The following is a 7,092-nucleotide window of genomic DNA, read 5'->3' as shown; positions in this document are numbered from 1 at the left end:
GGCCTACATTCCAGAGGCAAAAGCCGGTGATGTGCGTCTTTTCCTGATGAACGGCTTGCCGCTTGCGCGCGATGGTAACTATGCAGCCTTTCGCCGCGTTCCGGCCAAAGGCGATGTCCGGTCCAATATCCATGCGGCAGGAACTGCCCGCAAAGTCAAGGTGACGGCCACGATGTTGGGCATTGCCGATATGGTGCGCCCCAAGTTGATCAGCGACGGAATGTTCCTGGTTGGACTCGATATCGTCGGCGACAAACTTCTGGAAATCAACGTCTTCACGCCAGGAGGGCTGACACGGCTCTCCGTCATGCACAAGACGGATTTTGCCACAAGCGTCATCGCTTCCATGGAGGAGAAGTGGACGCTGCGACAAGCCTATGGAGATGCCATGCCGAATTCGCGACTGGCGACGCTCTAAGCAACGCAGCTAAATCGGCGTTCAGCGCTCGAAACTGCCGCTCAATCAGCCTTGCAGTGCTCACGGATTGCGTGAAACGCTGCCAGCGCCTCGATCGACCGCTCTGCACTCACGAACTCCGGCCATGTCGACAGTTTGACGACAGCAAAGTCGGCTTCTGGATCGATGTAGATGTACTGGCCGAAAATGCCGCGCGCCATATAGGCACGGCGATCCGGGTCCTCGATCCAGAACTGATTATGGTATGCGCCGCGCGGCAGTACCTCGCGGTAGACGCCCTGGAAGAGAGCGTGATTGCCATTACGCGTTGCCTCGATCCAGGCAGACGGTACGATCTGACGTCCATTCACCTTGCCGCCACGCAGATGAAGCAGCGCAAAGCGCGCATAATCGCGCAGGGTCGCGTTGAAGCCGCCGTCGGCCAGCGCATAGCCGGCATGGTCAACGGTGATATAGGCGTCTTCCTCCGCCCCCATCGGTACCCACAGCTCGCTGCTGATCAGCTCGGCAAGCGACAGACCGGAGGCGCGCTCCATGACGAGGCCAAGCACATCCGTCTCGATCGACCGGTAGCGGAACAGTTCGCCATGCGGCCGCTCCTGCTCCGTCAGGGTCAGGATCAGTTGCCACATGGTCTGCGGCCAGTCGGGCCGCGTCATCGGCTTCCAGCCGCAGGCCTGGTCGAGCTTCTGCATATGCGAGCCGGGCGTCGTGTAGGACTCGTCGAACAGCACTCCGGTGGTCATGTCCAGAACCTGCTGGACTGTCGCGCCGCGATAGGCCGTGGCTTCCAGCTCGGGCAGGTATTTCGTCACCGGGGTATCGAGATCGATCACGCCCCTGTCGACCAGAATCCCGGCGACCGTTGCCACGATCGACTTGGTTACCGACATGGCCAGATGCTGGCCGTGCGGCTTCATGCCGTTCATGTAGCGCTCGGCAATCACTTTACCGCACGAGAGAACAAGGAAACCGTCGGTGAAACTCTCATCAAGGAAATCGCGCACCGTCCTGCGCCGCCCGCCCGCCTCGAACTCGATGCCGTCAATGTCCTGAAGCTGCGTCGGCAAGGACAGCACCGGCCCCGGCCCGCGCCAGACCTGAGCGGTGGCCGTCATCTCGCGAATGTGCTGGAAGGTCCAGCGGTGATGCGGTGGATAATCCCATTCTCCGCGTGGAAGGATCGGCGCGCCGGGGTTGAGCGGATCGCGGGGGTGCGGCGCACTATTGGCATTCATCGTCTGTCTTCCTTCCGTGATTCTTCAGGCGCCGGCTTGCGTTTCGGCCATAGCGGCAGATCCGCCCGGCAGGCGGTGGAGCGAAGCTACCAGCTCCTGTGTGTAGGCCTCGCGCGGTCGCGTCAGCACCTCTTGCGCTGCTCCCGTCTCGACGATCCGGCCATTGCGGAACACGTAAACACGCTGGCAGAACGAGCTCACCACCGACAGATCGTGTGAAATGTAGAGAAGCGTCAGTTCTCGCTCGCGCTGAAGCCGTGCCAGAAGCTCGAGGATCTGCGCCTGCGTCGTCACGTCGAGCGCCGAGGTGATTTCGTCGGCGATCAGCAGCCGGGGCTTCAGCGCCAGAGCCCGGGCAATGCCGACGCGCTGGCACTGGCCGCCGGAAAGCTGTCGCGGCTTGCGCTCGCCCAGCGCGCGCGGCAGTTCGACCATGTCGAGAAGCCTGGCCGCTTCCTCGCCTGCTGTGCGCCGATCGGCAAGGCCGTGCCGCCAGATCGGCTCGGCAATCGTCTCGATGGCCGTCATGCGCGGGTTGAGCGAGTCATATGGATTCTGGAAAACCATCTGGACGTTACGGCGGTAGGCGGACAGCTCAGCGCCCGACAATCCGCCGATGTCTCGCCCATCCAGCCTGACCGTCCCCGCGGCAGGCGTGTTCTGGCGGATGATGGTGCGGGCCAGCGTGCTCTTGCCCGAGCCGCTTTCGCCGACGATGCCGACGGTTTCGCCGGCCTGCACGGCGAGACCTATGCCGTCGAGCGCCTTGAAGCGGCCCGGCGTCCTGTTCCTCAGCATATCGAGAATGTTGCGTTTGACCGGAAAGCTGACGGTCAGGCCATCGACCTGAAGAAGCGGCTCCTGCACACCCGGCTTGCCCCAGCCGCTTCGCAATTTCTTGCGGCCCGGCTGCGAGTTCACCAGCAGCTGCGTATAGGGGTGCCGGGGGTCCTCGACGATTTGCGCCGTCTGGCCCTGCTCCACGATCTCGCCCTGGCGCATGATGACGATGCGCGAGCAGATATCGGCCAGCACACCGAGATCATGCGAGATCAGCACGATGCCAAGGCCGCGACGGGCGTTCAGGTCTTTCAGCAGCTCAAGGATTTTTGCCTGGACTGTCACGTCGAGCGCAGTCGTCGGCTCGTCGGCGATCAGCAGTTTCGGCGCACAGCTGATTGCGGCTGCGATCATCACGCGCTGCTTCATGCCGCCGGAAAGCTCATGCGGATAGGATTTCGCCCGCATCGCAGGTTCACGGATGCCGACATCGTCGAGCAGCGCGACCGCGCGTTCCATCGCCTCTTTGCGCGAAAGGCCGAGATGGCGGATCATCGGCTGGGCGATCTGCGAACCCACGCGCCGCAGCGGGTCGAGATGCGAGGCCGGGTTCTGGAAGATCATTCCCATCTCCCTGCCCCGGATGCCGGACCACTCAGCCTCTCCCAGCGTCAGCAACGAACGCTCACCAAGCCGTATGCTGCCGCTCACTTCGGCGGTTGACGGCAGCAGGCCCATCGCGCTCCGGCATATGGTAGACTTGCCCGAGCCGCTTTCGCCGGCAATGCCGACGATCTCACCTGCTGCGATCTGGAATGACACATCCTTCAGCACCTGGGCGCTGCCGAACGACACGGATACGCCGTCGATTTGAAGCAACGGCCCGGTCGCCGGCACGAGAGCCTTGACCGCGCTGTTCATGCCGACACCTGTCGCCGGCGCAACTGGCCGAGCCCGTCACCGAGGAAGGCAAGGCCAAGGCCAAGCGAAATCGTCGCAAGACCGGGGAACATGCAGATCCACCATGCCTGGCGGATGAAGGCACTGCCGTCCGAGATCATCACACCCCATTCGGCCGTCGGGGGCTGCGCGCCCATGCCGAGGAAGCCGAAGCTGGCGCCGGCCAGCATGACCAGTACGGAATCGCTGACGGCATAGGCAAGTACTGGACCGAAGGCGTTCGGCATGACATGGCGCGTGAGGATCACCCGGTCCGAATAACCCAGGCATTGCGCCGCCTGGATATATTCGCTGTCGCGGATGCTCATGACTTCGGCGCGGACGAGCCGCGCATAGGTGACCCAGCCGACCAGAGCCAGCGCGATGAAGAAGTTCAAGAGGCCCGGCCCGAGGATGCCGACGATCGCCAGGACCAGCACGAAGAACGGGAAGGCCGCCGTCAGGTCGTAAAGGCGCATCAGCAGCGTATCGACGACGCCGCCATAATAGCCGCTGAGCAGGCCGACCGTGGTGCCGATCAGCAGCGGCGGCAGGACGCCGGCGATGCACATCACCAGATCGATGCGTGCCGCATGGATGACCCGCGAAAGCACGTCGCGGCCGACCTGATCGGTGCCGAACCAGTGATCCGCGCTGGGTGCGGCAAGTGCATGCAGAATGTCGACCGCATTGGGATCGTAGGGCGCGATCCAGGGCGCAAAGACGGCGAGCACGATCCAGCCTCCAACGATGACACCCGCCACCAAAATCGTCCAGTTCAGCCGGCCGCGTGCTGGCGCCTCCGTTGCCTGCGGTTGGGTGACGATGCTCATAGGCGCGCCCTCGGATCGATAAGGGCCGAGAGAAGATCGACCACGAAGGTGACGCCGACGGTCGTCACGGCAAACATCAGCGTCAGCCCCTGCACGACGTGATAGTCACGCGCCAGCAGCGCGTTGATCATCAGCGAGCCGAGACCCGGCACGGCATAGACGGTCTCGACGATAATCGTGCCGCCGATCAGGAAGGCGATGATGACGCCGAACAGGTTGAGCGTCGGGAGAACCGCATTGGGCAGGATGGTGCGCCAAAATATTTCGCGCTCGCCGGCACCTTGCGCCCTTGCCGCGGTGACGAAATCCGCGCCCGCCTTCTCGATAAGCGCTGCGCGCAGGCTCTGGATCAGCACCGGCACCATCCAGATGGCGGTCGACAGCGCCGGCAGAAACAGATGATGGAGATGGTCGACGAACGTCTTGCCGTAGCCCGAGACGGGAAACCAGCCCAGCGCAACGCCGAAAAAGCGCGACATCATGATGCCGAGCCAGAACACCGGGATTGCCATTCCGGCAATCCCGACAATGCGGATGATCTGATCGGCGAGGCCACCCGGCTTACGCGCGCTGGCGATGGCGAGCGCGAGCGCCGGCGGCACGGCGAGGCAGATCACGTAACCGGTGAGAAACAGCGTCGGCCAGATGAATTGGCCGATCAGCGCCGTGACCGGCCGCTTGTAGCGCATCGACTGGCCGATATCGCCCGACAGGAGATTGCCGGCATAGGTGACGAACTGCTGCCACAGAGGCTGGTCGAGGCCGAAGCTCTTGCGGATCGCCTCGATGGTTTCGGGATTGGCGCGATCGCCCGCAATGACGCGCGCCGGATCGCCCGGCACCATGTGGACGAGCAGGAAGGTCACCACGCAGATGCCCAAGAGCACGAAGACCAGTTGAAGGATACGCTTGAGAACTATCTGCAATTCGCCACCGTGGCTGTGATCAAACACGACGACACGACGCGACTATCGCGCCGTGCCGTATATCGGAGCGGCTACTCGGTGACCGTCGTTTCTTCCAGGGTCCACTGCATCGCCGGCGTCATCTTGAGGTCCTTGAGACGCTTGGAATAGGCGATCGGGAACGGCGAATAGTAGAGCGGTATCTGAGAAACTTCCTCGGTCGCGATCCGGGAAATCTCCTGGTAGATTTCCGCACGCTTCTTGGGGTCCTGCTCGCGCGAGCCCTGCTCGGTGAGTTCGTTGACCTTCTTGTTGTCGTAGAAAGTGTTGAAGGCGTGCGAGTCGCAGCTGCCGCACAGTGCCCAGCGCACAGCGAGATCCGGGTCGGTCAGTTCGTTCATCCACCAGGTCGGCGTGGCATCGTATTCACCCTTCCCGGTCGACTCCCACCATGCCGGGGTATCCACATTCACCAGCACCGGCTTGAGGCCAATCGCCTGCCACTGCGCCTGCATCAGGAGACCCGTCTGCTGGTTGGTCGAACCGGCGCCGAGGATGATCTTCACTTCCTTGCCGGCCATGCCGGATTCTTCCAGCAGCTTCTTGGCCTTGTCCATATCGGCAACGAGGCCCGGATAGGCGTCGTCGTGAAAATCGAGCGAACCCGGAAGCGGCGTATTGGCCGGCTTGGCATAGCCATTCGTGATGGCCTGGGTCAGCACCTTGTTGTCGAGGGCATAAGCCGCGGCCTGGCGCGCCTTCAGGTTGGAGAACGGCTCGCGGCTGTGGTTGAGAAGCACGATGAAGACGACATTCGACGGCTCCATGCGCATGTCTATGCCATCGGTGCTCTTGAGGTCTTCGACCTGCGCCCAGTTGACGCCACGCATGACGTCGATTTCACCGGCCTTCAGCATGGCAGCGGCCGTCTCTGGTTCCGCCACTTCCAGCAATTCCACCGTCGCGTCCGACTTTGGATAGCCCTTGCGCCAGTAATGCGGGTTGGGTGCCAGTACCAGCTTCTCGCCGGGGCGCCATTCCTTGACCATATAAGGGCCCGAGGTCACCGGGTCAGTCGCGAACGCACCGTCGACGCCACGTTTATCGACATCGGCCTTGGAAACGATGCCGACATTCCACAGCTCGAGATTGGCCAGCATCGGCGCAAGCGCATGCTTCAGTTTGATGACCACCGTCTTGGGATCGGCCGCCGTGATGGATTCGACGGCGGAGAGCGGCGACGGCAGCGCCGATTCCTTGTCACTGCGGACGCGCTCCAGGCTGAAAGCTGCATCAGCCGCCGTGATCGGCGAACCGTCGGAAAACTGCGCGTCACGCAAATGCAGCGTGTAGACGAGGCCGTCTGCCGAGACATCCCACTTTTCCGCCAGACCGCCTTCCAGTTCGCCGGTCTCGAAACTCCGCCTCAGCAAGCGCGAGTAAAGCTGGCCGAAAGGCTCGATATTGCCCGCCGCGCCCGACCGCGACGGGTCGAGCGTCGTTGCTGGATAAACGGAAGCGATGCGGATCACCGATTCGGCGGCGGCCGGCAGCGCAACAAGAGCACTGGAAAGGCTGAATGCCGTAAAGGCGGCAAGTGCGAAGCTTTTGATTTGTCTCATTCTACCGTCTCCCATCGATGGGCATGACACGCACCATCCGGCTGTTCCCCGGTGCAGGTATTGACTGTTTGAACAACAGTATTTTCGTCGATCCGGCACCGTTTAATATGCGATCGCAGATCGCACTATTTGTCAAGCCACCATGAGACGTTGAATGGCATGAAACGGTGAGCTAGATCAGGTCCACGGTGATCGCTTCGGTTGAAGCGAAAATCGCAATAAGAAGCCCGCTGTCGCGAAGCCAGAGAGGGCCGGGTTCTGTGCTGCCGCGGGAGCAGGGGCGCCGGCAGGTTGCCGCCATGGAGCGACCCAGAGTTAACACTTCGGATTGCGACTATTCCAATCAAAATCGCTGAC

6 protein-coding genes are annotated in these 7,092 nt (G+C 62.3%); 1 reads left to right on the top strand and 5 read right to left on the bottom strand.

What is annotated here, in order from left to right; all coding sequences use genetic code 11:
* Positions 1 to 418, top strand: a 418-nt coding sequence (locus tag G6N74_RS29565) for an ATP-grasp domain-containing protein (protein ID WP_512698587.1), incomplete at its 5' end; no start/stop codon positions are given.
* 41 nt (positions 419 to 459) lie between these two features.
* Here the strand turns inward: G6N74_RS29565 and G6N74_RS29560 are convergent.
* From G6N74_RS29560 to G6N74_RS29540, 5 genes are all read right to left on the bottom strand, one after another.
* A complete protein-coding gene (locus G6N74_RS29560) occupies positions 460 to 1,656 on the bottom strand; it encodes a serine hydrolase domain-containing protein (protein ID WP_165121575.1) in 1,197 nt (398 codons plus the stop codon).
* A 24-nt stretch (positions 1,657 to 1,680) separates the two neighbouring features.
* The gene (locus G6N74_RS29555; protein WP_165121574.1) at positions 1,681 to 3,357 is read right to left on the bottom strand and encodes a dipeptide ABC transporter ATP-binding protein; all 1,677 of its coding nucleotides are present in this window, start codon (positions 3,355 to 3,357) and stop codon (positions 1,681 to 1,683) included.
* Positions 3,354 to 4,208 carry an ABC transporter permease gene (locus G6N74_RS29550; RefSeq protein WP_165121573.1) on the bottom strand — a complete coding sequence of 285 codons (855 nt, stop codon included), beginning with the start codon at positions 4,206 to 4,208 and terminating at the stop codon, positions 3,354 to 3,356. Before G6N74_RS29550 ends, G6N74_RS29555 begins: the two co-directional genes overlap by 4 nt.
* A complete protein-coding gene (locus tag G6N74_RS29545) occupies positions 4,205 to 5,134 on the bottom strand; it encodes an ABC transporter permease (RefSeq protein ID WP_246246058.1) in 930 nt (309 codons plus the stop codon). Before G6N74_RS29545 ends, G6N74_RS29550 begins: the two co-directional genes overlap by 4 nt.
* Before the next feature lie 71 nt (positions 5,135 to 5,205).
* Positions 5,206 to 6,735: an ABC transporter substrate-binding protein gene (locus G6N74_RS29540; RefSeq protein WP_205826924.1), complete on the bottom strand. Its 1,530-nt coding sequence runs from the start codon at positions 6,733 to 6,735 to the stop codon at positions 5,206 to 5,208.
* Positions 6,736 to 7,092: the final 357 nt, after the last annotated feature.

The sequence above is a fragment of the Mesorhizobium zhangyense genome (assembly GCF_011045115.1).
In the GTDB taxonomy this organism is placed as follows: Bacteria; Pseudomonadota; Alphaproteobacteria; order Rhizobiales; family Rhizobiaceae; genus Mesorhizobium_M; species Mesorhizobium_M zhangyense.
The sequence above is the reverse complement of the archived record's forward strand: the minus strand, read 5'-3'. Positions and strand labels throughout refer to the sequence as shown.